Origin of the sequence: Bartonella sp. LB28NMGDW (assembly GCF_042194435.1) — a bacterium.
Classification (GTDB): domain Bacteria; phylum Pseudomonadota; class Alphaproteobacteria; order Rhizobiales; family Rhizobiaceae; genus Bartonella; species Bartonella grahamii.
This window is the reverse complement of sequence record NZ_JBHIMX010000011.1, coordinates 25,976-50,670: the sequence shown is the minus strand read 5'-3', so window position 1 is coordinate 50,670 and position 24,695 is coordinate 25,976. Positions and strand designations below refer to the sequence as shown.

General features: G+C 36.7%; 22 protein-coding genes and 1 tRNA gene. 7 read left to right on the top strand and 16 right to left on the bottom strand.

Annotated elements, in window-relative coordinates; genetic code table 11:
• The first annotated feature begins 92 nt into the window (after positions 1 to 92).
• A complete protein-coding gene (locus ACFIKG_RS07095) occupies positions 93 to 581 on the top strand; it encodes a DUF488 family protein (protein WP_375648778.1) in 489 nt (162 codons plus the stop codon).
• 95 nt (positions 582 to 676) lie between these two features.
• Positions 677 to 880, top strand: coding sequence for an AlpA family transcriptional regulator (locus tag ACFIKG_RS07090; RefSeq protein ID WP_005865986.1), 204 nt, complete (start codon positions 677 to 679; stop codon positions 878 to 880).
• Between the two features lie 99 nt (positions 881 to 979).
• Here the strand turns inward: ACFIKG_RS07090 and ACFIKG_RS07085 are convergent.
• The 4 genes from ACFIKG_RS07085 to ACFIKG_RS07070 all read right to left on the bottom strand — a co-directional run bounded on the left by ACFIKG_RS07085 (position 980) and on the right by ACFIKG_RS07070 (position 4,246).
• A tRNA-Thr gene (locus tag ACFIKG_RS07085) sits at positions 980 to 1,055 on the bottom strand.
• Between the two features lie 205 nt (positions 1,056 to 1,260).
• A complete protein-coding gene (accC, locus tag ACFIKG_RS07080; RefSeq protein WP_375625732.1) occupies positions 1,261 to 2,619 on the bottom strand; it encodes an acetyl-CoA carboxylase biotin carboxylase subunit in 1,359 nt (452 codons plus the stop codon).
• Positions 2,620 to 2,633: 14 nt separating this feature from the next.
• A complete protein-coding gene (accB, locus tag ACFIKG_RS07075) occupies positions 2,634 to 3,131 on the bottom strand; it encodes an acetyl-CoA carboxylase biotin carboxyl carrier protein (RefSeq protein ID WP_273787930.1) in 498 nt (165 codons plus the stop codon).
• 242 nt (positions 3,132 to 3,373) lie between these two features.
• Positions 3,374 to 4,246 carry a DsbA family protein gene (locus ACFIKG_RS07070; protein ID WP_375627328.1) on the bottom strand — a complete coding sequence of 291 codons (873 nt, stop codon included), beginning with the start codon at positions 4,244 to 4,246 and terminating at the stop codon, positions 3,374 to 3,376.
• Positions 4,247 to 4,590: 344 nt separating this feature from the next.
• Here ACFIKG_RS07070 and glpD point away from each other — a divergent pair, with 344 nt between their 5' ends.
• From glpD to cobT, 3 genes are all read left to right on the top strand, one after another.
• Positions 4,591 to 6,111: a glycerol-3-phosphate dehydrogenase gene (glpD, locus tag ACFIKG_RS07065; RefSeq protein ID WP_375625736.1), complete on the top strand. Its 1,521-nt coding sequence runs from the start codon at positions 4,591 to 4,593 to the stop codon at positions 6,109 to 6,111.
• 703 nt (positions 6,112 to 6,814) lie between these two features.
• Positions 6,815 to 7,795: a tRNA dihydrouridine(20/20a) synthase DusA gene (dusA, locus tag ACFIKG_RS07060; protein ID WP_375625738.1), complete on the top strand. Its 981-nt coding sequence runs from the start codon at positions 6,815 to 6,817 to the stop codon at positions 7,793 to 7,795.
• 392 nt (positions 7,796 to 8,187) lie between these two features.
• Positions 8,188 to 9,174, top strand: coding sequence for a nicotinate-nucleotide--dimethylbenzimidazole phosphoribosyltransferase (cobT, locus tag ACFIKG_RS07055; protein WP_375651984.1), 987 nt, complete (start codon positions 8,188 to 8,190; stop codon positions 9,172 to 9,174).
• A gap of 48 nt (positions 9,175 to 9,222) precedes the next feature.
• Here cobT and ACFIKG_RS07050 read toward each other — a convergent pair whose 3' ends face one another.
• From ACFIKG_RS07050 to topA, 7 genes are all read right to left on the bottom strand, one after another.
• Positions 9,223 to 9,714, bottom strand: coding sequence for an Lrp/AsnC family transcriptional regulator (locus ACFIKG_RS07050; RefSeq protein ID WP_273722692.1), 492 nt, complete (start codon positions 9,712 to 9,714; stop codon positions 9,223 to 9,225).
• 21 nt (positions 9,715 to 9,735) lie between these two features.
• Positions 9,736 to 10,365 (bottom strand): uracil-DNA glycosylase family protein, encoded by a 630-nt coding sequence (locus tag ACFIKG_RS07045; protein WP_375625742.1) that lies wholly within the window; start codon positions 10,363 to 10,365, stop codon positions 9,736 to 9,738.
• Positions 10,366 to 10,393: 28 nt separating this feature from the next.
• On the bottom strand, positions 10,394 to 10,951 hold the full coding sequence (locus ACFIKG_RS07040) for a thermonuclease family protein (protein ID WP_375627330.1): 558 nt from the start codon (positions 10,949 to 10,951) through the stop codon (positions 10,394 to 10,396).
• Between the two features lie 330 nt (positions 10,952 to 11,281).
• Complete coding sequence (gene rpmG, locus ACFIKG_RS07035) at positions 11,282 to 11,449, bottom strand: 50S ribosomal protein L33 (RefSeq protein WP_004864083.1); 168 nt, start codon at positions 11,447 to 11,449, stop codon at positions 11,282 to 11,284.
• Positions 11,450 to 11,553: 104 nt separating this feature from the next.
• Positions 11,554 to 12,726 (bottom strand): MFS transporter, encoded by a 1,173-nt coding sequence (locus ACFIKG_RS07030; RefSeq protein ID WP_375627331.1) that lies wholly within the window; start codon positions 12,724 to 12,726, stop codon positions 11,554 to 11,556.
• 288 nt (positions 12,727 to 13,014) lie between these two features.
• On the bottom strand, positions 13,015 to 15,288 hold the full coding sequence (gene rnr, locus ACFIKG_RS07025) for a ribonuclease R (protein ID WP_375625747.1): 2,274 nt from the start codon (positions 15,286 to 15,288) through the stop codon (positions 13,015 to 13,017).
• Positions 15,289 to 15,291: 3 nt separating this feature from the next.
• On the bottom strand, positions 15,292 to 17,865 hold the full coding sequence (topA, locus tag ACFIKG_RS07020) for a type I DNA topoisomerase (RefSeq protein WP_375651983.1): 2,574 nt from the start codon (positions 17,863 to 17,865) through the stop codon (positions 15,292 to 15,294).
• A 266-nt stretch (positions 17,866 to 18,131) separates the two neighbouring features.
• Here topA and ACFIKG_RS07015 point away from each other — a divergent pair, with 266 nt between their 5' ends.
• A complete protein-coding gene (locus ACFIKG_RS07015; protein ID WP_005773510.1) occupies positions 18,132 to 18,338 on the top strand; it encodes a hypothetical protein in 207 nt (68 codons plus the stop codon).
• Here the strand turns inward: ACFIKG_RS07015 and dprA are convergent.
• From dprA to ACFIKG_RS06995, 4 genes are read right to left on the bottom strand one after another with little or no spacing between them, the layout of a single operon-like run.
• On the bottom strand, positions 18,268 to 19,482 hold the full coding sequence (dprA, locus tag ACFIKG_RS07010; protein ID WP_375651982.1) for a DNA-processing protein DprA: 1,215 nt from the start codon (positions 19,480 to 19,482) through the stop codon (positions 18,268 to 18,270). The genes ACFIKG_RS07015 and dprA overlap by 71 nt on opposite strands.
• The gene (gene plsY, locus ACFIKG_RS07005; protein WP_375627334.1) at positions 19,457 to 20,089 is read right to left on the bottom strand and encodes a glycerol-3-phosphate 1-O-acyltransferase PlsY; all 633 of its coding nucleotides are present in this window, start codon (positions 20,087 to 20,089) and stop codon (positions 19,457 to 19,459) included. Before plsY ends, dprA begins: the two co-directional genes overlap by 26 nt.
• A gap of 11 nt (positions 20,090 to 20,100) precedes the next feature.
• Positions 20,101 to 21,402 (bottom strand): dihydroorotase, encoded by a 1,302-nt coding sequence (locus ACFIKG_RS07000; protein ID WP_375651981.1) that lies wholly within the window; start codon positions 21,400 to 21,402, stop codon positions 20,101 to 20,103.
• Positions 21,399 to 22,364, bottom strand: coding sequence for an aspartate carbamoyltransferase catalytic subunit (locus ACFIKG_RS06995; RefSeq protein ID WP_375651980.1), 966 nt, complete (start codon positions 22,362 to 22,364; stop codon positions 21,399 to 21,401). The genes ACFIKG_RS07000 and ACFIKG_RS06995 overlap by 4 nt, the downstream gene beginning before the upstream one ends.
• 125 nt (positions 22,365 to 22,489) lie before the next feature.
• On the opposite strand from ACFIKG_RS06995, the gene ACFIKG_RS06990 reads away from it, so the two are divergent.
• A complete protein-coding gene (locus tag ACFIKG_RS06990) occupies positions 22,490 to 24,109 on the top strand; it encodes an acyl-CoA dehydrogenase family protein (RefSeq protein WP_273787944.1) in 1,620 nt (539 codons plus the stop codon).
• Here the strand turns inward: ACFIKG_RS06990 and ruvX are convergent.
• Entirely contained in the window at positions 24,094 to 24,573 is a 480-nt protein-coding gene (gene ruvX, locus ACFIKG_RS06985; protein WP_375627337.1) for a Holliday junction resolvase RuvX, read from the bottom strand. The two genes, ACFIKG_RS06990 and ruvX, sit on opposite strands and share 16 nt — an antisense overlap.
• Positions 24,574 to 24,695: the final 122 nt, after the last annotated feature.

Sequence of the window (24,695 nt, the reverse complement as noted above, 5' to 3'; positions counted from 1 at the left end):
AGATTTTGGCAAAAGCTGCTTAAACCTATGGGGGTGCTCTCTCCTTCTCCTCTTGCTTAAGCACCCCCACCCATTTACTAAGGAAATTAAACGTGTGTAACACCAAACATATTATCATACAGCCTGCTAAAGTTGAGGAATTTTGTTTTTTTACCATTGGCTATGAAGGTAAGTCCCTTGAGAATTATCTTAAGAGTCTCATAGAAAACAATATCAAAACTTTATGTGATGTTCGTAAAAATCCAATAAGTAGAAAACACGGATTTTCGAAAAGACAATTAGAGAAAGCTGTAAGCAATATTGATATTGAATATATGCATATGCCTGAACTTGGAATTGCTTCTGAAAAACGAAGAAATCTGAAAACACAAAAAGATTATGACCGCCTTTTTGAAGATTATCAAAATACAACTCTCAAGAATAATTCTTGTGCAATAAATAAATTATATCAAATTTTTTTAAATAAAAAGCGTGTTGCAATCACCTGTTTTGAAGCCAATGTATGCATGTGCCATAGAGGACAACTCGCATTAGCTCTTACTCAATTGCCTGATTGGAAATATGAAATTGAACACATCTAAAAAATAAACTTGCAGATTTTTAAAAGTTGGAGTGCTTCACATGCCTTCCAGCCCCCCACCCATTTAATTAACATAAAAAAGAGAAAGGTAATGAGATGATATTTGATGATGGAGATAGATATGTAACGACACGTGAGTGTGCACAGCTTTTTAGTGTATCCACAACAACGATTCGCAATTGGGTGCTTCAGGGGTTGTTTCCGGAGCCATATAAGCTAGGGAGAGCAGTGAGATGGAGAAAAAAAGAGATCTTAGCCTTCACTCCAAAGAAAAATAAGGAGCAAATAAGAACAAATTAGGTAAAATTATATAAACTGTAGAAGGTGGTCTAAAAGGTGGTCTGAAAATGGCTATTTAAAGAAAAAATCTATATATTTCAATATGTTGAAGATGTAAAATGGTGCCCCCAGAGAGACTCGAACTCCCGACCCCCTGATTACAAATCAGGTGCTCTACCAACTGAGCTATAAGGGCGTAACCACGTAGGAGTTAGCACAAACTCACAAAAAGGAAAACAGAAAATTATCAAATTTTGTACATATTAAAAGAAAACTATATAACAAATAAAAAAATAACCAACTTATTTCCTATTTTACCACTCTTTACAGCAAGGTTGGAATTATCCTTATGTTGATATCTTATAGAATCTTTTATAGGAATTCACCATTTTGCTATTGAATTATGAATCTGAAGACTTTGATTGATGAGAAAGGTATTTTTCTAGCCAGTGAATATTATAATTACCATCAGCAACATCTTGATTATTAATAAGATCGCGAAAAAGAGGTAGTGTAGTTTTTATTCCATCCACGACAAATTCATCTAAAGCACGCCGTAAACGCATCATACATTCTAAACGGGTACGCCCATGAACAATCAGCTTTCCAATCATGCTATCATAATAAGGAGGGATACGGTAACCTGAATAAGCACCTGAATCAACACGAATCCCTAAACCTCCAGGTGTATGAAAATGTGTAATGGTTCCAGGTGATGGCGTAAAGTTAATAGGATCTTCTGCATTAATACGGCATTCAATGGCATGACCAGAAAAACAGACATCATCTTGTGTCACTGAAAGCTTGCAGCCTGATGCAATATGGATTTGTTCATGGACTAAATCTATACCTGTAATTGCTTCAGTTACAGGATGTTCGACTTGTAAACGCGTATTCATTTCGATAAAATAAAATTCGCCATTTTCATAAAGAAATTCAATAGTACCAGCTCCACGATATCCAAGTTGGGCACAGGCATTTGCAACAATACTACCAATTTTTTTTCGTTCAGTTTCACTAAGTGCAGGTGATGTAGCTTCTTCCCATACTTTTTGATGCCGTCGTTGCAGTGAACAATCGCGTTCTCCTAAATGAATAGCATTTCCCGCACCATCACCTATGACTTGAATTTCGATATGACGGGGTTTTTCTAAATATTTCTCTATGTAAACAGCGTCATCACCAAAAGCAGCTTTCGCTTCTGAACGCGTTGTTTTGAGAGCTATAGAAAATTCTTGTTCAGAATGAACGACTTTCATACCACGTCCGCCACCACCGGCAGAAGCTTTGATAATAACGGGATAACCAATTTCACGAGCGGTGCGTAAAGCATCAGATTCTTCAGTGACTGCTCCATCTGAACCGGGAACTACAGGAATACCAAGTTTTTTGGCGGTTTTCTTTGCTTCGATTTTATCGCCCATGATTCGGATATGAGTAGCTGTTGGACCGATGAATGTAATATCATGGGCTTCTAGAACATCTGCAAATTTTGCATTTTCAGAAAGAAAGCCATAACCTGGATGAACAGCATCAGCTCCTGTAATTTCACAAGCAGCAATAATTTGCTGAATACTCAAATAAGAATCGCGAGCGGGAGGAGGGCCAATACAAACACTTTCGTCAGCAAGACGAACATGCATTGCATCTGCATCAGCGGTAGAGTGAACAGCCACGGTTTTTATGCCAAGTTCTTTACATGCACGTAAAACGCGAAGAGCAATTTCTCCCCGATTAGCAATGAGGATTTTTCGAATCATGGTTGCCCCTCGCTTTATTCAACAATAATAAGTGGTTCACCAAATTCAACAGGTTGGCCATCTTTGACAAGAACAGTGGTTACCGTGCCTGAGCGTGGTGATGAAATTTGATTCATTGTTTTCATGGCTTCAATAATAAGTAATGTCTCTCCTTCAGAAACATTTTGTCCTACTTCTACAAAAGGTTGTGCACCTGGTGAAGGTGCAAGATAAGCTGTTCCAACCATCGGAGAGGTTATTGTGTTTTTTGATTTATCTTCTTGGATAGATTGTATAGGAGATTCAGTTGTTGGGACTGGAGAAGATGTTACAGAAAAAGTAGGAGTAGAAACAGGAGCATAGATTGCTTGCTCAGAAGAAGTTAAGGTATTTTGGCGTGAGACACAAATACGAAGCTCCCCTTGTTCAACTTCAATGTTCGTTAAATTGGTATCATTCAAAATTTCAGCAAGATCACGAATAATTTTCGTATCAATTGCGGTTTTTGCCGAATCCATTTTTTTTGTTGCCATTTTATTTCTAACTCCTTGATCAATGAAGATCGTCATTATCTCATTTTATGACCGAATATCTCTAGATTAGGGATGACATCTTTTGAGGCTTTAAAGATTTTTATTTCCTTTAAATCATTATACTTTGCAATTTAAAACTCGTATCTGCTTTACGCAAAATTGCACTTATAAGCCTGTTATCAAAAAAGAGAAAGCATAAAATTACCTCACTTACAGTATTCTTCCTAAAACTAATTAGGTATTCACCGTGTATTGTCTATCGCTTGTTTTAGAGTATCTTGTCTGGCTGCGCCAATGAATATTTTATTACCAATGATGTAAGAAGGTGTTCCCGTAATATGAAGTTTAGAGGCAATTTGGATATTTTCTTTAAAAGCGTTTTGTAGAGTGGGATCTTTTATTGCATTATGTAGTTTTTTTTCATCTGCTCCTAATGAAACAGCTACTTTAATAGCTTTAGCTTCATTTGCGCGACCCTGATACATTAAAAGCGTTTTGTGAAACTGAGGATATTTCTCTGGAAATTGTTTTCGAAATGCGTAGGCAACAGTATGGGCTGCCATAGAATCAGAGCTTAAAATTGGTAAATCCTTAATGATAACCTTTAAATCTGGATATTCTTTTATCAAGTCTTCTATATGTGAATAGGAACTTTTACAATACCCGCAGTTGTAATCAAAAAAATTGACAAGCACTTTTTTACCATTTGGGTTTCCCAAAATGGCGTCATGAGGAGAATGAAAAATTTCTTTTTCTAATAAATGGATGACAGAAGTTTGTATTTTGTTTTCGTATTCATTCTGTTTTTCTAGCTTATTTTGAAGAATAAGCTGCATTTCAATCAGAATTTCTGGATGAGTAAGAAGGTACTCTCTGACAATTTGTTGAATATGATGAGAATCAGTATGTGGTATCATTTTTTCTTTAAGCTTAGATAAAAAGCTAGAATCTTCCAAAAGTTGTGTTTTAAGCTTTTCTAAGCTTAAATGATTTTCTGTTTTTGAGTGTGATGTTGCGTTTGATAAAGAAGGTGAAAAGATTAAAATACTCGACATAACTGGGACTAAAATTTTTGAAAGAGGTGTTATTTTCGAATTTTGAGAGTGATGAGTCATCTGTGTACCTTCACATTTCCTAGTGTGTCATTGAGTGAACTATATGAAAAGCGTTATCTATGTGCAATAAAGCATTTAGCTATAGTGTGTATTTAAGAGTGAGAAAAAACATCAATTTTTCTCTAAAAAGACTTCATATGATGAACCTTGGCTTGGCAAGGATATTTTTTGTAAAAGATAAAAAAATTCTCTTTAATTTGTCAAATGTTGTTTTGATGTATAAGGGTATCAAAAGCTTTTTGTGCGTGTTTATTTTAGGAAAAAGTACGTTGATAATACAATGAAGAACCCTTGTATTATTTTTTCCTATTGCTTTATTGAGTACTGAGAAACAAACTTAAATAATGAAAAGTGAAATTATGAAAACCACAACACATTATGAACTGTTTATCATTGGGGGAGGGATAAACGGGTGTGGATTGGCAAGGGATGCAGCAGGACGCGGATTTAAAGTGGGATTGGCTGAAATGAACGATCTTGCATCTGGGACCTCAAGTGCGTCAACAAAGCTTATTCATGGCGGGCTTCGTTATCTTGAACATTATGAGTTCAAGCTTGTTCGTGAAGCATTGAAAGAACGCGAGATCATTTTACGTATGGCTCCACATATTGTGCGTCCTTTGCGTTTTCTTCTTCCTTATCATAAAGAATTGCGCCCTGCTTGGATGTTGCGTTTTGGACTTTTTATTTATGATTATTTAGGGAATTGGAATCAGAAATTATGGCGCAGTAAAACAATTAATTTTTCAAAAAAATTTCGCTCTACACTGAAGAAAGAATATCAGAGAGGTTTTGAATATTCTGATGCAAGAGTAGATGATGCGCGTTTAGTTATTGGCAATGCTCGTGATGCAGAAAAATGGGGCGCTGATATAAAAGTACGAACAGAAGTTCTCTCTTTAAAAAAAGAAGACAATAAATGGCGTATCGTTCTTCAAGACAAGTTAAGTAGCAAAAAATATAGTGTCACAGCTTCTTATGTCGCGAATATGACAGGACCTTGGATTGATCATGTTTTGGCAAGCATATTAGACTATAACGAACATCCACCAGTACGACTTGTTAGAGGTTCTCATATTTTGGTTCCCAAGCTTTATACTCATGATCGTGCTTATATTTTTCAAAATGGTGATGGGCGTATTATATTTGCTATTCCCTATCAAGAAGAATTTACCTTGCTTGGAACAACAGATTGTAATTATCAAGGAGATCCGGCTGACGTTCATATTACTGATACAGAAATTGATTACATTTGTGCAGCAGCCAGTGAATATTTCATACAACCAGTGTTGCCTGAAACAATAGTCTGGTCTTACTCTGGAGTTCGTCCACTCTATGATGATGGAGCTTCAAAAGCACAAGAAATTACGCGCGATTATGTTTTAAAAGAAATGGGAACAGGAACAACACCAAAGATTCTTAATCTTTATGGTGGAAAGATTACAACTTATCGTAAGTTGGCTGAAGATGCGATGAAATTTGTTGAAAAAGCGCTTGGTAAAAAGGGAGCATCATGGACGGCTAAGACAGTACTTCCAGGGGGCGATTTTCCCTATAATCAATTAGATATAATCGAAAATAAGATTGCTCTTTTGATGCCAGATTTAGATGCTTTTACACATCGCAGACTTGCACGCTCCTATGGTACGGAAGCATTAGTGATATTTGCACATGGTAAGGAAAATAGAGGAAAAAATTTTGGACATGGGCTTTATGAAGTAGAAGTAAAATGGTTGATGGAAAAAGAATGGGCTAAAGTATGTGAAGATGTGTTATGGCGTCGTTCAAAACTTGGTCTCCTATTTAATGAGCAAGAGGTTGATACTCTTTCTTCCTATATGCAAAGCCAACAAGAGACTGAATAACCTTTATGATCATTTCATTTTACAGATTTTATCTGCAATATTGTAAAATATTTTCTTCAAGAAATACTGGTGTCAGTCATACATTTTAAAAAGACAATGATTGTCTATACCCTAATTTTAGTTTTTTTTGCAAGAATCATAAAATGGCAAATTAGATAGAATATTTAGGATAAAATTTATCTATCTTATAAAGTGAAATCCAAGAATGTTACCAAGAATTACTCATTGAGAAAAAATGATTTATAATTATATGCGTGTAAAATAAGGATTTTTGTTCTTTCTTGAGGAGAAGATAAAAGCATCTTCTGTAGCGTTTATTTGCACAATAATTTAAAAAAATCTAAAGAAAATTAAATCTATTATGAAAAATTGTACAATGTTTTAGTTTATCGTTTATTATCTTAAACGCTGTGCTAAATCATGTAAGGATAGAGGCTTGATGAGCGTAAGAAGAACTTGTAAATGAGTTTTTTATATTATAGTGAAAATTTTTTTCATGTTTATATACCTAAACAGTAATCTGTGAGAAATGCCATATTGTGTTTTATCATGATTGATTGTAGTAAACCTTTATAACAATTGAAGATAATGGGCTGTTATTATACTCATGATAGTATAAGAGAATAAAATTTTCCGTAAACTAAAATTAAGTATTTTTCTATGTATAAAGAGAGAGCTATAGGGATATGAGAGTAATACCCTCATGACATTTTACAACCTTCCATCGCCTGTAAAATTTGCAGTAGCACCAATGTTGGACTGGACAGACCGACATTGCAGGTTTTTTTATCGTCTTTTAACGAAAAAAGCACTCCTTTATACGGAAATGGTGGTAGCAGATGCTGTCATTCATGGTGTTCGCGAACAATTGTTGGCTTTTAGCGATAAAGAATGTCCAGTTGCATTACAATTAGGGGGGGCGGATCCGAAAAAGTTAGCAGAAGCTGCAAGAATTGCTGAAGATTTTGGCTACAACGAAATAAATCTCAATGTCGGTTGTCCATCAAATCGTGTTCAAGCAGGTGTCTTTGGGGCTTGTTTGATGCTACATCCAGACATTGTGGCAAATGCCGTGGAAGCGATGAAACGAGAAGTTACTATACCAGTAACTGTCAAATGTCGGATTGGAGTGGACGAACAAGATGAAGAGTTGGCGTTAGATCTTTTGGCTAATCAGGTTTGGAATGCTGGATGTGATGCGCTCTGGATACATGCACGCAAGGCATGGCTGCAAGGATTGAGTCCGAAAGAAAATCGCAATATTCCGCCCCTTAATTATGAAAGGGTTTATAGATTAAAACGTAAATATCCTCATAAATTCATTGGAATAAATGGTGGAATTAAATCGATTGATGAGATCAAAGAACACTTAACTTTCTGTGATGCTGTCATGCTTGGTCGCCAAGTTTATCATGATCCAGATTTGTTAAAACATATTGATTTTGAACTCTATGATGAGGCGCAAAATAATCTGAGTGAGAGTGATCTTATTGAGGTTATGTGTGATTATGCTGCTCGACATATTGCATCGGGGGGGCGGCTTTCTCATGTGACTCGTCACATGATTGGTTTATTTCATGGGCGGGGTGGGGCACGTCGATGGAGGCAAATATTATCAAATGATGCGACAAAACCAAATGCAGGTATATGTATTTTAAAAGAAGCTTTTTGTGCTCTCATTTAATAACAGCCTGACAATTAACATATGTTAAAGTTGAGATCCTTTGTGTTTTGATTTCTTTATGATCATTTTGATCCTTTTGATTTTATAAGTTTTTGAAAGTTTGCAACTTTTGTTATAGAAGGAATGTTAGAATTTATATATTAAACAACATGTTAATTGCTCCTATTTAATAGAGAAATAGATTAAGAGCATACTCTAAAAATAGTAATAACATATTGATAATATTTTAAATCTTTCATGTTTGCTATTTGATTAGAAAATAGAATATAGAAATCATTGCTTTCATAATATTTAATGTTTTTAAAGCACTGTTTAAAAAAACAATAAATTATTCATATCCTGTATATATGACGTGATTTTCATAAACATTGTAGATTTTAAAAGGTATCCTTATGACCGCTAGTCCATTTGATGATTTTCGTGCTTTGCTTACAAATTTACCTGTTGCTGATGAGTTTTCTATAATTTTGGCAAAAAAACGGCAAAAAAACTTAATAAAAGAGCAAGGAACATTGGGAAAACTAGGGGATATTGCTGTTTGGTATGCGGGATGGAGGGGGACAGAAAAACCTATCGTAACGCGACCTTTGGTTGCTATTTTTTCTGGAAACCATGGTATAGTAGAAGAAAATGTTACACCATTTCCACAATCTATGACACAAAAGATGGTGCAGAATTTTGCATCTGGTGGGGCTGCTATCAATCAAATTTGTATTGCTTATGATCTTGGATTAAAAATATTTGATTTAGCATTGGAATATCCAACAATGAATATTACGAAGGATGCCGCAATGGATGAGCGGAGTGCGGCTGCTACAATGGCATTTGGAATGGAATCCATTGCGGGTGGAACAGATCTTTTATGTATTGGAGAAATGGGAATTGGAAACACCACAATAGCTTCAGCTTTATGCTTAGCATTGTTTGGAGGAGAAGTGGAAGAATGGACAGGAAATGGTATGGAATCAGAAGATGATTTTTTTCAGCGTAAAATTGCAGCGGTTAAAACAGCCATTTCTTTACATAAGGATTATTTTAATGATCCTTTTGAGATAATGCGTCGCTTAGGAGGACGTGAAATTGCTGCTATGGTTGGTGCTATTTTAGCAGCAAGAATAGAAAAAATACCCGTTATTTTAGACGGTTTTGTGGCAACAGCAGCAGCAGCGGTCCTTTATAAAATGCATCCAAAAGCTCTTGATCATACCCTTGTTGGACATGTTTCTTCTGAGACAGCTCATCGTAAACTTTTAAACAAAATTGGCAAAGAACCACTTCTGGATTTTGGGATGAGTCTTGGTGAAGGGACAGGAGCAGCTATAGCAGCTGGTATTGTCAAAGCTGCTGTTTTAACACATGCACAAATGGTGGTTTTTTAACACGAAAGTTTGAATGCCTAAAAGATAATGAGACGATATAAAAAACTCTTAAGGATTTTGTTCATGCGTTTTGTCGTGTAATTTAATATAATTAAGTGGAAGTTCCGTTGTATATTTAATCTGTTCCATTGCGAAAGAAGATGAGACATCACGGATGTCAATTTTAGAAATTAATTTTTTATAAAAAAGATCATAAGCTTCAATGTTGGGCACAACAACACGCAACAAATAGTCAATATCTCCACTCATTCGATAAAATTCAATGACTTCACGGAATTCTTGTACAATTTTTGAAAAACGCTTAAACCATTCATGACTATGTGTGTTTGTGCGAATAGACACAAAAACAGTGACGTGCGCATTTACTTTTTCTGGAGAAAGAACGGCAACACGACGCTGAATGACGCCATCTTCTTCAAGCTTTTGAATTCTACGCCAACAAGGAGTGGTCGAAAGTCCCACTTTTTTAGCAATATCAGCAACAGAAAGTGTCGCATTTTCTTGCAAAAGATGTAAAATTTTTCGGTCAAGACGATCCATATTTTTTCTCAATATTTTAATTTATAAAAATTTACGCACTAAACGACGCAGATATACAATAAGCTCATCGTTAAACCATGGATTTTTCTGTAACCAAAAAGTATTTCGCCATGATGGATGAGGCAAAGGCATAACATTATAGCCTTGAGGTTGGGGAATGGAAAGAATATTTCTCCAATCACTAACGGTTGCTGAAACAGTTTTATGTTTTAATTCCGTAATATGCCATTTTTGCGCATAACTGCCAATAGCAAGAACAAGCTTTATTTGAGGCATCGCTTGAAATGTCTTTTCATGCCATATTTCTCGACATTCACGTCTCGGTGGTAAATCAGCTTTATTTTTGTCATAACCTGGAAAACAAAATCCCATAGGAACAATAGCAAAAAGAGATCTGTTATAAAATTCTTCTTTCGTTACCCCCAGCCAATCACGCAGCCTTTCGCCAGAGCGATCATTAAAAGGGATAGAAGTTTCATGGACACGCAATCCCGGTGCTTGTCCTGCAATTGCAATCGAAGCCGTATTGGATAAATAAACGATGGGATTTGGTTCGTGAGGAAGAGGAGGAAAATAATGTGGTTGTTGGATACAAACACGACAGGAATAGATTTTTTTTTCAAGTTTAATAATTTTATCACATCGTTTCATTGGTCAATGAAATTAAAAAATATTTTTCTTATTCTGTGCGAGGATTTGCTTTGCGCCATTCTCGCGGTCGTTGAAAACTTGATGCCCATATTCCTTTCTTTTTCCTTCTAGCTTCTTGTTCTTCTTTGGGATATTCATAATAACTTACAGCCCAACCATTATGTACAAGCGTCGCGTTGATATTGCTAACTTGTTTTGTTTTACATGTTGCAAGGATACGACGGTATTGGTCTGTTTTATGCCAGAGACATGTAACAGTTTGATTTTCTATTAGTTTTTCTAAATATTTTTTTGCCTCAAGCCCACAAGGGTAGCGTTTCTCCTTTTTTCCACAAAATTGGTGGAGTTCAGGAGCATCAATTCCAGCAAGTCGAATCCTAATTGAAGAAATCATGATAGAATCACCATCAATGATTAGTGCATTTCCTTTAACAGAGTTTTGAGAAAAAATTTTTTCTTTTTGAGGCAACTGCTGGTTCTGCTTAAAATAAATTGACATAACGATAAGAAAGCTAGCAGCGACAAAAATACTGAAACCGGTAATTTTTTTAAAACTTCTTAGATTAAAATGAGAATTTTTTTTCATGAAACCAAGAAACTGCTAACATTATTATAACGCACTCTATTTTAGTATTGCTTATAATTCGTCCAAAATTCCATTTATATGACGAAACAATGTCTCGTTTTAATGAAAAAATCTCGTTAGATAGCACAATAATCAATACTCATGTAGAATATATGTAAGCAACTTAAATAATAAATCAACTTATCCAAATTCGTACAAAACATACAAATTTTAAAGTAAACTTTTTAAACTTAAGGGAACAAAAAACACCCCTCAAAAAATAATTTTGAAGAGCAATATCCCCACATTCTTTTTGGAGTATAAAATCTATCAATTCAATGATAAGTCTATTTATTTAATTTTTGTTTCTTTAAATTCAACGTGCTTTTTTACAACTGGATCATATTTACGCTTGCTCATTTTATCTGTCATTGTACGGCTGTTTTTCTTTGTTACATAGAAAAAACCGGTATCTGCAGTTGATAAAAGCTTGATCTTAATGGTTGCTGCTTTAGCCATAATGTAAGAACCCTATTTATACTGAAAAAATATTATCTTGCTATCAAAACCTATTTTTGATGTCATCAGATTTTCCAGCAACACTACGGATGTTCTCAAAAAAGTCAAGAGCTGATTAATTTTCTTATAAGTTGGACAAACACCAAAGTGACATATAAACTAAAAAAAACAGCTATAGCTATTGAAAAACCGAAAGGATTAAAGATATCCATGGATTTTCCGATAACGGTCGGCCCGATAAGCATACCAATTCCATAGCAAAAAATAAAAGCAGAATTAGCAGCAGCAAGTTCTTGTCCCTTGAGACGTGCCCCTAGATGTGCAAGACCGATTGTATAAAGGCTCGCTGATACACCACCAAGAAGGAACAGATCAAGCATTAGAATCCATGGATATTGAATGATCCATGGTACCATGAAAGTTCCCACAAAACCTAAGATAGCGCAACTTATCAGCGGATAGCGTCGATCTTTGGCATAATCGCTTATAATGCTAATAGGAATTAAGAGGAAAACATTTCCGAGCGCAAGGGCTGCCATAAAGTGTGCTGCTTCATTCTCATTATAACCAATGGATAAACTAAAGGGTGTAATAAGAGTTAATGCGCCCATTTGAATAGCACCGTAAACAAGTACTGCCATCATAGCGCTTGGAACGTGAAAAAGATAACGAAAAAATGGTGTATATTGGCTTTTTTGAAATTCTGGACTTAATTTCCAAGCGGCAAGAATTGGGATAGCAGCTAATATAATAAGACTATAACCAACAGCAAAAGGAATAAATCCTTGTGTTCCCACTTTTGCTAATAGCGTTGGACCTATCGCAAACCCTAATCCTAGGACAATAGCATAAATGGAAAGAACCAAACCACGTCTTTTAGGGGGAGCATAACTGTTGATCCAAAACTCTGACAGGATAAACATAACCGTCATAGTAAAATGTAATATAAACCTTAAAATGAACCAAACCCATATGGATTCGAAAAAATAGAATCCTAAAAAACTTAACGATCCTATGGCCATCATAAATAATATCGTTTTAGAAATGCCTAAGCATAGGGCGATTCGAGAAGTAAAAATAGCTGCAACAATTGTGGCAAATCCACCAACAGTTCCACTATAGCCGATCATACTATTGGAAATACCTTTCTCTGCCATAAGAAGAGAGACAAGTTGTGTTCCTATTCCCAATGCTGTTCCAACGGTGCCAATAGTTACAATAGCTGCAATAATTGCACGCAAAGAATTGTTTTGAGAGTTAAAAGCTTTTTTTTTCATGAGAATGGCTTAAGGTACTTTTGTTTATTTAAACAATAAAAAGATGAGCTGAAATGAAAGGGAGCCAAAACTATTCTTTGCAGTTTTTCTCATTCCTTGAGTATAAAAAACTGCAAGATTTCTATATGGTTATTATAGAGATAGCAATAAAATTTATCCTCTTGTATATTAAAGAAAGAAGATTGTACACATAAAATAATAAAAATATTATATAATATAAGTCATTTCTTAATTTGAAGTTATTCATTCTTTTATTATTCATATTCTATTTAATGGAGGATAAGAAGCTTAATTTTTTCTCCCATAAAAAGTATGCTTTTGTTTTTTAAATTTGTTTTTATGGTAAGATGTCGGTGAAAATTTTATTGGACGAGGTTTTGTTAAGAGTTCAAAGCATAAAGCGCCAGCAAAAGGTTGTACCGTTATAAGTTTTACTTCTACAACATCACTGAGCTGATAGCCTTTATGGCTACGCTGTCCTACAAGAACATGATGGGCTTCATCAAAATGATAATAATCATTTTTAAGTGTAGAAATATGGACAAAACCATCTGTGTTGAGTTTATCAAGTGAGATAAAAAGACCTGCTTTTGTAACTCCGGAAATGCGACCTGTAAAAATACGGCCGATTTTATTCGTTAAATAGTGAGCAACAAGCCGATCAATAGTTTCCCTTTCAGCCATCATTGCACGGCGTTCATATAAAGAAATTTGCGTAGCAATTTCTGCGAGATTTTGTTCTTGTGTATCTGTTAACTGATCATTTCCTAATTTCAGCGTTTTAATGAGTGCTCGATGAATAATAAGATCAGCATAACGGCGGATAGGGGATGTAAAATGTGTATAATTATGTAGGTTTAAACCAAAGTGGCCGATATTTTTGGGATTATACTCAGCTTGAGATTGTGAGCGCAGAATAACTTGGTTGATCAATTCTTTTTGTGGTGTATTCGTCATTTTTGCCAGAATGCTATTAAGGCGCGCTGAGGTAAGTTCGCTTCCGCGGGAGAGTGGTATCCCCAAACTTTGAAGAAAGCTCCGAAGTATTTCTTGCTTAGCAAGAGAAGGTTTTTCATGAATACGATAAATGAGGGGCTGGTGATGTTGTTTTAATGTTTCAGAAGCTGCAATATTGGCTTGTATCATAAACTCTTCAATTAAACGATGCGCTTCTAATTGTGTTTCACTCACAACATCTTTTATGCATCCATTTTGATCAAGAATAATCTTTTTTTCTGCAATTTCTAATTCTAGTGGTTGGCGACGATTTCGCGCAGCTTTAAGGCATGTATAGGCTTCCCATAAGGGTTGCAAAATGCTCTCAAAAAGAGCGGCTGTTTTTTCATTTATATTACCTTCAATTGCCAATTGTACTTCTTGATAAGAAAGCTTGGCTCTTACACGAATCATAGTACGATGAAAACTATGTTTTCGTTTATTACCATTTGCATCAAAAATCATACGAACGGCTAAAGCTGGTCTTTCTTTTCCTTCACGCAGAGAACATAAATCATGAGAAAGGCGCTCAGGTAACATTGGCACAACGGTATCGGGAAAATAAACAGAATTTCCGCGTTTCAAAGCTTCTTTATCTAATGCGCTTCCTGTTTTGATATAGTAAGAAACATCTGCAATGGCCACAATAATAATCCAACCATCATTATTTGCTGGGTCCTTATCCTTGGTTGCATAAACTGCATCATCATGGTCTTTTGCATCTGGTGGATCAATTGTAATAAATGGTAACTGTCGCCAATCTTCACGATTATCCATATTGGCAGCTTTGATATGTTTGACTTGCTCAAGAACACTTTCAGGAAAAATATAAGGAATTCCTTTCGAAAGAAGTGCTATCATTGAGAGTGTTTTTTCACTCTTAATATGCCCTAAAACATTTTTTATTTTTGCGCTCTTTAATCCGTAACCAGTATTTTTTTTAATTTCGACTTCAACGAGATCACCGACTACAATCTTCATTTCTGGAGACATTTCAACAATGAGTTCATTGGTTTTGCGGTCTATAGGATCAAGGCGCCATTGATTATTTTCAAATTTTCTTACAACAGCAAATGCGCTTTTGGGAGATATATCAATTTTACGAATAATTCGTCCCGTATAAGGGGGGCTTGAGCTTTCAGAATTTTTATTTCGAAAAACTTTTACAAGAATATGATCTCCAACACCAATGCTACTTCCTTTTATGTGATGAAAAGAGTGTATTTCAATATTGGGCTTTGGAGAATCTTCCCATTCAAGAGGTTGTGCAATAAAACTCCCATCTTTATCACGTCCGCTAATTTTTACTAAAGTAACAGGGGGTAATTTTCCTTTGTTTATTGCTCTTTTGTGTTGTTTAGATATAAGATTTTGATCCTTCAACTCACGTAATATATCTCTAAGCCAAATACGAGAATCGCCTTTTAAGTTAAAAGCTTTGGCGATTTCTCGTTTACTTGAGTGGTTAGGATTCTCATTTATAAAGGAAAGGATTTCTTCCTTATTGGGAAAATTTTTCCCCTTGAATGTAGAGAGATAATTTATGTTTTTTTTACCTTTAGCCAAAATTTATGTCTCTTTTATTTTTGCTTTTGTTTTAGAAGAAGCTCTTTTTGAAGTTGTTTTTTTACTCGATGCTTTAGCCGATATAAGTTCTAATGCCTCTGCCAGTGTTACACTAATGGGATCTTTATCTTTTGGCAATGTTGCATTAATTTTACCCCAATTGACATAAGGACCATAACGCCCGTTGCGCACGGTAATAGTTCCTCCTTCGGGATGCTCTCCTAATGTTGCCAATGCTGCAGATGTTGTTCTGCTTTGCTTGGTTTTGTTTTCTTGTTGTTCTGCCAATACTGTAACAGCGCGATTGATACCAATATCAAAAACTTCATCTGCATGAAGAAGGCGTGCAGATTTTCCGTTATGGCTAAGATAGGGACCATATCGTCCAATCGTAGCTGTGATTGTTTTTCCAGTTTCAGGATGAATGCCAATTTCACGGGGAAGGGATAGTAAAGCCAAGGCTTTATCAAGGGTTACATTTTCTGCCTGCCATTCTTTTGGTAGTCCTGCACGCTTAACTTCTTTGCTTTCACCAAGTTGAATATAGGGACCAAACCGGCCATTGCGAAGAGAGATATCTTTTCCTGTTTCAGGGTCAATACCAAGTATAACAGGTTCATCATTGCGTACAGTTTCATTCTCTTCTCCAGTATCTGTACCAAGTTGGCGTGTATACTTACATTCGGGATAATTGGAACAGCCAACAAAAGCACCATAACGACCGAGTTTTAATGATAATTGACCATTTTTACAAAGAGGACAGGAACGCACATCACTTCCATCTTCGCGTTCAGGAAAGGCGAGAGGTGCTAATGTTACATTTAAAACATCAAGAACATTGGTTATACGGAGTTCTTGGATATTGCTAATAGATGCATTAAATCCATCCCAAAAATCTCGCAATACGTCTTTCCAAGAAAGTTTCCCATCAGAGATAAGATCCAGCTTTTCTTCAAGATCTGCTGTGAAACCATATTCTACATAGCGATTAAAAAAATTTTCAAGAAAGGCTGTAACAATTCGTCCCTTAGCATCGGGAATAAGCTTTCGTTTATCAATTACAATATATCCACGGTCACACAATGTCGCCAATGTGGAGGCATAAGTTGAAGGACGACCAATTCCTAACTCCTCAAGCTTTTTAATTAATGAAGCTTCAGAATAACGAGAAGGGGGCTCTGTCGTATGCTGTACAGATTCAACTTTTTCTTTTGTAAGTGCTTCACCAGTGTTTATTTGTGGTAAACGTGTTGTTTCATTTTCTTCATTATTTTCTTCGTCTCGTTGATCGGTGTAGACGGAAATAAAGCCATCAAAGCGAATAACAGATCCTGTTGCTCTTAGATTTGCACGGTTTTCTCCTTGTTGTGCTTCAATTTCAACAGTTGTGCGTTCAATTTCAGCAGAACGCATTTGGCTGGCAATAGCACGCTTCCATATCAGCTCATAGAGCTTTGCTTGATCGCTATCGAGAAAATTACGGACTTGACTAGGATTGCGTTGAAAATCTGTTGGACGGATCGCTTCGTGTGCTTCCTGTGCATTTTTTGCCTTTGTTGAATAAAAACGTGGTTTTTCAGGAATATAGTCTTTACCGAAAGTTTCATGAATAACTTTTCGTGCTGAATCAATAGCCTCTGGTGCTATTTGCACACCATCGGTACGCATATAAGTGATAAGCCCAGCCGTTTCACCATTAATTTCAATGCCTTCATAAAGCTTTTGGGCAATTTGCATAGTGCGAGAAGCTGAAAATCCTAATTTTGAAGAAGCTGCTTGTTGTAGTGTGGAGGTTGTAAATGGAGGAAGAGGATTTCTCTTTGTAGGTTTTGCTTCAACACTGAGTGTATGATATTGGGCTTTCTCCAACATAAAGCGAATTTGGTCTGCTTGTTCTTGAGATTGAATATCAAGCTTGCCTATTTTTTGTTGATTAAACATTGTCAATCTTGCTTGGAAACTATCATTTCGGATGGTTTTTAATTGTGTTGTAACGGACCAATAATCTTCTTTGATAAAATGTTCTATTTCTGCTTCACGATCACAAATAATACGCAAAGCAACTGATTGAACGCGTCCTGCTGAACGTGCACCAGGGAGTTTCCGCCATAAAACAGGTGAAAGTGTAAAACCAACGAGATAATCAAGTGCGCGACGTGCAAGATAAGCATCTACAAGTGATGTATCAATATCACGTGGATTGTTCATAGCATCAAGCACAGACTTTTTGGTGATGGCATTGAAGACAACTCTTTTAATAGGTTTATCTTTTAAAACTTTTTTTTGACGAAGAACATCCAGAATATGCCATGAAATAGCTTCCCCTTCACGATCAGGGTCTGTTGCTAATATAAGGCTATCGGCTTCTTTAACGGCTTTTGCTATTTCATTTAAACGTTTAGCGGCAGCAGAATCTATATCCCATTTCATAGAAAAATCTTGATCTGGTAAAACAGAACCATCTTTTGCAGGCAAATCACGAACATGTCCAAATGATGCAACAACTTTGTATTGAGACCCAAGATATTTATTTATTGTTTTTGCTTTTGCTGGAGATTCAACGATAACGATATTCATAATTTTACCCAAATATTGAAATAAAAAACTTTTTTATAAACGCCTTTTACGCGAATAGCTAATGACAATTGCTTAAGAGCACATAAAAAAATATTAGCCATATAAAAAACATGAATATTGTACAACTTATGATTGTTATTATTAGAATACACCCTATATAGAATTACACGATTTACTTTCCACTGTTATTACAGGAACATACGGCGAAATACTAAGATAACGTCTATTGAGAGGTAGGAGGGGGAAATGCTCAAGGATAGAGGATTATGTTTATAAATCATTTAAAAGTTATCCAATATATTACAGACATGTCTAAGCAAATGAATCAGATGGCGCGTCAGGCGCATAGTCCGCTTTTAGCATTGCTTTTGGATATGGTTGCCAAAGAAGGGCAAAGCATTATTAATAGTGCTGAGGCTCTTGGGGAAGATCAAGATTCGACAATGACACACAACCACCAGAGTGTCGAATAAGCTTTCCAGCAAGGTCGAGTTCTACCAACAAGAGGTAGAGAGTTGGAAGTGGAACACCTGTGTGGGTACTGAGTGTGTCTAAATCGATTGGCGTTGTTGAAAGAGCGGAGAGAACTGCTGCACGTGCTGCATCATCACCTGCTAAAGGGGGGCTGCTGTTTTTTTCATCTGCTAAATTGAAATTCTCCTTTTCAAGTTGTAAAGAGGATGGTTCCTCAAAAAAATTGAGTTGCGAATTTGGAAGCGGTGAAATTAATGGCGTAAGTGTTTCTATGATGTCAGAAGGATGTGTGGTGAGTAGAGCACCGTCCTTGATAAGATTGTTTGTACCAACAGATCTTGGATCAAGTGGTGAACCGGGAATGGCAAAAATTAACCGTCCCATTTCAGCTGCTTGACGTGCGGTAATTAAGGACCCTGAGCGCAGGGCTGCCTCTACAACCAAGAGACCAAGTGATAGAGCTGCAATAATACGGTTTCTTCTTGGAAAATCGATAGCACGCGGCTTCCAAGAAATGGGCATTTCGCTGATGATGGCTCCACCGTTGGCGATAATATCTTCATGCAACTTTTTATTTTCAGGAGGATAGATATGATCAATTCCCCCAGCCATGACTGCAACAGTTCCTGTTTTTAAACTTGCTTGATGCGCAACGCTATCAATTCCACGAGCGAGCCCAGAAATTGTTATAAAGTCTGCTTCTCCGAGAAAACGCGCAAATTGAGCCGTAAGCTTTTTTCCCGCAGCCGAAGCATTTCGAGAACCTATAATTCCAATAGAAGTTTTTTGAAAAATTGAAACATTACCTTTAATAGCAATAAGCGGCGGAGGGGCTTCTGTAACCTTAAGAAAAGCTGGATAATCTGGTTCTCCCATACCGATAAACCGAACACCTAATCTTTTAGCTTTTTGTATTTCTTTTTCTGCATCTTCTAAGCTTGCTATTTTAATAGATACAGAACCACCACCTTTTCTGCTAAGCTCTGGCAACGCTGCCAGAGCAGATTCTGCTGTTTTATAATGATCAATGAGATTGCGAAAACTAACAGCTCCAATATTTTCACTGCGCAACAACCGTAACCAATTTAGACGTTGACGATCAGTGAGCAGGATTCCTTTATTTATCCCCGTTTTGAGTCCCAATCTTACTTTCTTCCCCAATTAATAATCTACCGATATTTGCGTAATGCTTTATATACACAAATATGCTCATCACAATCAGCATAAAATAGAAATAAGGATCGGAAAAGTAAAAAACAAATATCGCAGTTATAACAACAGAAATGAGTGCGGATAATGAAGAATAGCGTGTGAGGAGAAAAATCGTTATCCATACAATAATAAAAATAATTGCTGCAGGCCAATAGATTCCTAAGCAGACCCCTAGATAGGTAGCAACACCTTTGCCACCTTTAAATTTAAGCCATATGGGGAAAAGATGTCCTAAGAAAACAAAAAAACCTGCTAGAGAAACAAGGATACTATTGTCTAGCGGATCACTAAAAAACTTTATAACGAAAACAACGATAGTTCCTTTCAACATATCACAAAGAAGTGTTAGAGCAGCAAGTTTTTTATTTCCTGTTCGTAAAACATTTGTAGCTCCAATATTGCCGGAACCAATTGTTCTCACATCGCCAAGTTTGGCTAATCTCGTTAAAAGAAGACCAAATGGAATCGAGCCAATGAGATAAGATATGAGGAAAATAAACCATGGAGTGGACTGAAAAAATATTTCTGCTTCATTCATTAAGAATCTCATTAAGTTTGTTGATCAAATTTAAAAACGGTTTTCCCTTTCACAAAGGTCTGGAGCACGCGTCCTTGAAAACGTGCATTCTCAAAAGGGGTATTTTTTGAACGTGAATAGAGATTCTCTTTCGAAACAACCCATGGTTCTTCAAGATCAACCACAATAAGGTCTGCATGAGCACCTTTCTTCAGTGTTCCTGCATTGAGTCCAAAGAGCTTTGCAGGCGCCGTTGACAAAAGTTCAGTTATCCGTAAAAGAGATAGGCTCTCATCATGGTAAAGGCGTAAGGCTGCACTCAATAAAGTCTCCATACCAATAGCGCCAACCGCCGCGTCATTAAATGGTAAATGTTTTGTATCGTTACTCTGAGGATCATGAGAAGAGACAATAACATCTATAGTCCCATCCTTTATTGCTTCAATCATTGCTATACGGTCTTCTTCTGTACGCAATGGGGGCATTAAGCGAAAAGAGGTGCGATATTCACCAATGTCATTTTCATTGAAAGATAAATGATTAATAGATATACCCGCTGAAATTTTCTCACTGCGTTTTTTACCTAAACGAAGTGCATCAGCAGAGAGTGCTGTTGATATTTGAGCGGCATGATAGCGTGTTTGCGTTAATACTGCTAATCGCAGATCCCTTTCAAGTGGGATAACTTCTGCTTCGCGGGGGATGCCAGAAAGACCAAGCCAACTGGCGAGCAGTCCTTCATTCATCACACCTTGTCCTGTAAGATCTTTATCTTGCGTTTCATGCATCAATGGAACATCAAAATCACGCGCATAAGTCATTGCACGTCGCATAACAGATGAACTTTGAAGCGTTTTTTTTCCTTCACAAAAGGCAACAGCTCCTGCAGCTTTTAGTAAGCCGAATTCCGCTATTTGCTGTCCGTTGAAACCTTGTGTGATCGCAGCAACGGGATAAATATTGACCGATGACTTTTCTTGTACTGTATGCCTAATAAATTCAACAAGTGCCACATTATCAATGATTGGACGCGTATCTGGCATCATGAGGAAAGAAGTAATACCACCTGCGGCGGCGGATTGACTTGTTGATGCGATTGTTTCACAGTGTTCATTTCCTAATTCTCCAACAAAAACGCGCGCATCAACAAGGCCAGGGAGAATTGCTTTGTTTTGTGCGTTAACAATTTCTGCTTCTTCTGGGAAACCCTGATTCAGAGCTTCTTTTCCAGCGGCTATAATCCGTCCATTTTCAACAATAACTGTACCAATTTCATCGATTGCGCGCGAAGGATCAATAATACGAGCATTTTGAAAAACAATTGGTTTTATCATTTTTTTTCTCCACTGATCTTTGCGCGTGAATCTAATAAAGCCTCCATGACCGCCATACGCACTGCAATTCCCATTTCTACTTGTGTATGAATCATACTTTGTGGTCCATCTGCTATGTCAGATGCAATCTCTACACCACGGTTTATTGGTCCAGGATGCAGAATAATGGAATCATTTTTGGCATAGGCTAAATTTTCTTTATGTAAGCCAAAATAATGGAAATATTCATGCGTAGAGGGAATAAAAGAACCTGTCATCCGTTCATGCTGTAAGCGCAACATCATGATAACGTCAGCATTTTTAAGACCTTCTTTCATCGTGTTAAAAACCTCAACACTCATATGAGCGATTTCTGCGGGCAAGAGTGTTGAGGGAGCAACAACACGAACACGAGCACCCAAAGCATTGAGACTCAGGATATTGGAACGGGCAACACGTGAGTGTAAGATATCTCCACAAATCGCAACAGTTAATCCTTCAATACGACCTTTTGCTCTTTTAATGGTTAGAGCGTCTAATAAAGCCTGTGTTGGATGTTCATGAGCACCATCACCTGCATTAATGACACAACAATCAACTTTTTGCGCTAATAAAGCTGCCGCTCCTGCACTGTTATGGCGAAAAACCAGTATATCCGGCTTCATCGCATTGAGAGTTGTAGCTGTATCAAGTAATGTTTCTCCTTTTTTTATAGATGAGTTGCCGATCGCAAGACTCATCACGTGTGCACCTAGCCTTTTACCCGCTAATTCAAAAGAAGATTGTGTTCGCGTAGAGGCTTCAAAAAAGAGATTAATTTGAGTCCGTTCATGCAAAGTAGATTTTATTTTATCAATTTTGTTAGAAAGGATAACATTTGCTTCTGCACGATCAAGCAATGTATTAAGATCTTGTACACTTAGATCTTTAATAGCTAAAAGATGTTGATGAGGGAAAAGTGGAAAAAAATTATCTTGAATCATAGCATTCTTCTTTATCTCTCTCTAAACAGGTTAAACAAGCATTTGTTTGAATATGATAAATGTTTCTTAACTCTAAAAAGACAAATAGTCTATGATATGAATGGTTTGAATGTAGGAATATACCTATGAGTGCTGTATCTGCGCAAAATAATCGTCGAAAAAATACATTTCTTAGCGATACGCTTATGTTTCGTATTGCCTCTACTTTGCCTAAGTTTTTGTTAGCAAGCTTTGAAGAAATAGGAGATTTTGCAGCGAGTCGAGAAGCATGGAAACTCTCTTGCTTGGCGAATCATTATAAGCCTTTATTGTGTTATAACGATGAATGGGGGCAACCAACGGAAAAATTAGAGATCCATTCTTCCTATCAAGCTCTTCAGCAATATTCTAGACAAGCAGGTTTGGTTACCTCGCTTTGGGAAAATACGAGCTCAGAAAATGGAGTACGCTATCAAGCGCGTGCGATTCGTTTAGCTTTATCTGCCGGTTTAGAAACAGGGCATTTGAATGAAGTTATCATAACGAGTGCAGCTATTGCTGTTTTAATTAGTGATATAGAGCTCTTCAAAAAATGGCAAAATGTACTTTTATCACGCCAATATGATTCCTCATCAAAGCCTATTCATCATAAAAAGGCTGCTTCTCTAACTTGTGCATTTGATGATATTGAAAAATACGCTTTTAATTTTCCAAGTGTTAAGAAGATTTCTTTCGATGAAAGTATGGAACGTGATCTATATCGTTTAAATGTTGTAAAAACCAATGTTATTAATCCTACCGCTGATGGATATCTTGTTAGTGCAGATTTAAATGGCCATTTAAGTTGTTTTTTTATTCCACGCATACAAGAAAATGGCGCATTAAATGGATTTATATCGATTCGTCATTTAATTCAGCGTTCTGGAGAACTTTTAACACCAGAGGGCGTTGTTGATTTCCAAGGCAGTTATGGTTGGCTTTTGGGAAATGCTGGAGAAGGGCTTAAAGTTATTAAAGATATCGAGACGATGATGCGTTTCGATCAATCGGTCATATCGGCAGGTGTTTTGCGAGCGGCTCTTCAATTTGGCATAGATTTTTTCCGGAAAAAAATGCCCAATCAACCTTTACCACCACTGACAGAACGTATTTTTGCAGATATTGCATTAGATATAGCTGCTTCACAGGCATTGGTTTTGCGTTTAGCGAGAGCATTTGACAATGCAGCAAATGACCGTTCTGAAGCAGCTTTTGCCCGCATTATGACACCTATTATTGCTTATCACGTAAGTCAATTGGTTGTGCCTATTATTGGCGAAATTATTGCACAACTTGGTATTGAAAGTTTTATAGAGAATAACCCATTATCACAAATGTTGCATAATGGGCCTGCACGAATTGTGAGAAATAGTTCTGCTAATCAATTGGTAAAGGATGCCATTCTTATTGCTGAAAAAGCACCAGGACTGTTTCAGAAATTGTTAGAAAAAATTGCTCTTGATATTGGACCAGCGGGACCACGAGCAATTGAAATTATTAAGTCAGCAGGTGATATGGCATCAGCAAATGAAGGTGCAGGAAGGTTTTTTGTCGAACAGGTAGCCTATGCAGCTGCAGCTGCAGCATTACGTTCTACAGACATAGAACATGTTGCAAATGCTTATATGGAAAGCCGTCTTGGGGGACAGTGGAGATCTTCCTACGGGATGCTCATTGCACGATATAATGCAGGGCATTTGCTCAATGTCCTCTATCCTTCCATATGATGAAAGTTTTGAATTCTATTAAGAGCACCTTGCAATATAAAAGCAGCGGCTGCCGAATCAATTCGGTTTGCTCTTTTAGCGCGCGATACATTCATTTCTAGAAGAGAACGTTCTGCTGCAATTGTTGACAAACGTTCGTCCCAAAAAACAAATGGAATTTTTGTATAAGCTTTCATATTGCTCACGAAAGCTCTGGTTGCTTGAACACGAGAACCGCTGCTTCCATTCATGTTAAGGGGTAAGCCAATGATAATAACGCCTACATTTTCACGGTCAAAAGTTTTAATAAGTGTGTAAGCATCTTCTGTAAATTTTTTTCGTTGTAGTACAGGACGCGGATTTGAGACAGTCAGCCCCATATCAGAAATCGCAATTCCGATAGTTTTTGTCCCTAAATCTAAGCCTGCTATTGTTTGTCCAGGCAAAAGATGTGTCATAACTTCGTTTATATTAATAACGGTCATAAGGGTATAATGCGTTTTTTAATGTTTCATATCTAATAGTTATTTCTTCATTCATGTTATCTAATATTCTTGCGCTTGCAAGCTCAGCCTTGTATAGCCAGAATAAAGATTAATAAAAACAG

Coding starts and splice junctions, on each gene's coding strand:
- dusA (WP_375625738.1), top strand. CDS start 6,815: ATGACATTTTACAACCTTCCATCGCCTGTAAAATTTGCAGTAGCACCA.
- ACFIKG_RS06990 (WP_273787944.1), top strand. CDS start 22,490: ATGAGTGCTGTATCTGCGCAAAATAATCGTCGAAAAAATACATTTCTT.
- rpmG (WP_004864083.1), bottom strand. CDS start 11,449: ATGGCTAAAGCAGCAACCATTAAGATCAAGCTTTTATCAACTGCAGAT.
- ACFIKG_RS07050 (WP_273722692.1), bottom strand. CDS start 9,714: ATGGATCGTCTTGACCGAAAAATTTTACATCTTTTGCAAGAAAATGCG.
- accC (WP_375625732.1), bottom strand. CDS start 2,619: ATGATTCGAAAAATCCTCATTGCTAATCGGGGAGAAATTGCTCTTCGC.
- accB (WP_273787930.1), bottom strand. CDS start 3,131: ATGGCAACAAAAAAAATGGATTCGGCAAAAACCGCAATTGATACGAAA.
- ACFIKG_RS07030 (WP_375627331.1), bottom strand. CDS start 12,726: ATGAAAAAAAAAGCTTTTAACTCTCAAAACAATTCTTTGCGTGCAATT.
- cobT (WP_375651984.1), top strand. CDS start 8,188: ATGACCGCTAGTCCATTTGATGATTTTCGTGCTTTGCTTACAAATTTA.
- ACFIKG_RS07045 (WP_375625742.1), bottom strand. CDS start 10,365: ATGAAACGATGTGATAAAATTATTAAACTTGAAAAAAAAATCTATTCC.
- ACFIKG_RS07070 (WP_375627328.1), bottom strand. CDS start 4,246: ATGACTCATCACTCTCAAAATTCGAAAATAACACCTCTTTCAAAAATT.
- glpD (WP_375625736.1), top strand. CDS start 4,591: ATGAAAAGTGAAATTATGAAAACCACAACACATTATGAACTGTTTATC.
- ACFIKG_RS07000 (WP_375651981.1), bottom strand. CDS start 21,402: ATGATAAAACCAATTGTTTTTCAAAATGCTCGTATTATTGATCCTTCG.
- plsY (WP_375627334.1), bottom strand. CDS start 20,089: ATGAATGAAGCAGAAATATTTTTTCAGTCCACTCCATGGTTTATTTTC.
- ACFIKG_RS07015 (WP_005773510.1), top strand. CDS start 18,132: ATGTTTATAAATCATTTAAAAGTTATCCAATATATTACAGACATGTCT.
- ruvX (WP_375627337.1), bottom strand. CDS start 24,573: ATGACCGTTATTAATATAAACGAAGTTATGACACATCTTTTGCCTGGA.
- topA (WP_375651983.1), bottom strand. CDS start 17,865: ATGAATATCGTTATCGTTGAATCTCCAGCAAAAGCAAAAACAATAAAT.
- ACFIKG_RS07040 (WP_375627330.1), bottom strand. CDS start 10,951: ATGAAAAAAAATTCTCATTTTAATCTAAGAAGTTTTAAAAAAATTACC.
- ACFIKG_RS07090 (WP_005865986.1), top strand. CDS start 677: ATGATATTTGATGATGGAGATAGATATGTAACGACACGTGAGTGTGCA.
- ACFIKG_RS06995 (WP_375651980.1), bottom strand. CDS start 22,364: ATGATTCAAGATAATTTTTTTCCACTTTTCCCTCATCAACATCTTTTA.